Raw genomic sequence first — 1155 nt, forward strand, 5'->3', positions numbered from 1 at the left:
TCCAGCGCACGTCGAGCACGCGGGTGCGCGGTGCGCCGGGTGGGAGGCGCGCTTCCGCGCGGAGGAGCGCCTGCAACCCGGCCGGGTCGATCAGCAGTGCGTCGCGGTCGACCCGATCTGACCGGTGCGCCGCGGTGCCACGGGATACAGCGGCATCGGACACAGCGGCATCTGGCACGGCGGCATCGGACACGGAGCCCTCAGGCATCGCCGCCGCCCTGTTCTTCCATATAGGAGTCGGGGCCGCGCTCGGCGGCTTCGGGTTCCATGTACAGGAACTCGAGCGCGTTGCCGTCGGGATCGGCGATGCTCCGCTGGTACATGAAGCCGTGTTCCTTGGGGTCGCCGAGTTCGGTGCCGCCCGCGGCCGCGCCCGCCGCGACCACCGCATCGACGTCGGCGCGCGAGGTGCGGCTGAAGCCCAGGGAGGTCTGCGCGCTGGTCGCCGGGTCGACGATCTGCTTGTCGGTGAAGGTCGCGAAGTACTCGCGACGCAGCACCATGAAGAAGATGTCGTCGCTCCAGACCACGCAGATCGCGTTCTCGTCGGTGAAGAGCGGGTTGATCGTGCACCCGAGCGCGGTGTAGAACGCTCGGCTGCGGTCGAGATCGCTCGCCGGCAGATTGACGAAGATCATGGTGCTCATGGGATCCTCCGGTCGTCGCGTGCCGCGCATGCTTCGCGGCACTGCACCTCGATGCTCGCGCCGGAGTCCCGCGAGGTCAAGGGGGTGGCGCCGGCGAGAGGCGGGTCGCCGCATCGATCGCGCCGTGCCGTTCACGCCGTGACGCTCATGGCGCCGATGCCCGCGAGCAGGCCGCCCCGCCAGCAGGCGTAGTCATGCCCGCCCGCGAACTCGACCAGTTCGACCCGGGCTCCCGTGTCGGCCAGCTTCGGGGCCAGTTCGCGGTGCGCCTGCAGGATCGAGGCCTCGCGCGTGCCCACCTCGAGTCGGAAGCGGGGTGCGGATCCGGCCTGCGATCCTGTTCCCGACCGGCCCGCCCTCGCAGGCGGAGCACCGGCCGGGGCTTCGTCTCCCCGAGCCGGCAGCGGCGTCTCGAGCCAGAGGGATGAGGACTGGGCGAAGACGAGCCCGAACGCGTCGGGGCGCCCGATGCCGCAGCGCAGCGCGGCGAGGCCGCCGAAGCTCTGCC

General features: G+C 71.4%; 2 protein-coding genes. Both read right to left on the reverse strand.

All coding sequences use genetic code 11. The annotated features are described in order from the left end of the window. Nucleotides 1-200: 200 nt before the first annotated feature. A complete protein-coding gene (locus ACFPZL_RS13485; RefSeq protein ID WP_218115837.1) occupies nucleotides 201-647 on the reverse strand; it encodes a VOC family protein in 447 nt (148 codons plus the stop codon). A 131-nt stretch (nucleotides 648-778) separates the two neighbouring features. Further along, nucleotides 779-1155: alpha/beta hydrolase-fold protein (locus tag ACFPZL_RS13490; protein ID WP_382335893.1), on the reverse strand; the 377-nt coding region annotated here is incomplete at its 5' end.

Origin of the sequence: Leucobacter soli (assembly GCF_042659205.1) — a bacterium.
Lineage (GTDB): Bacteria > Actinomycetota > Actinomycetes > Actinomycetales > Microbacteriaceae > Leucobacter > Leucobacter soli.

Excerpts from the sequence above, each read along its gene's own strand:
- ACFPZL_RS13485 (WP_218115837.1), bottom strand. The coding sequence starts at position 647 with ATGAGCACCATGATCTTCGTCAATCTGCCGGCGAGCGATCTCGACCGC.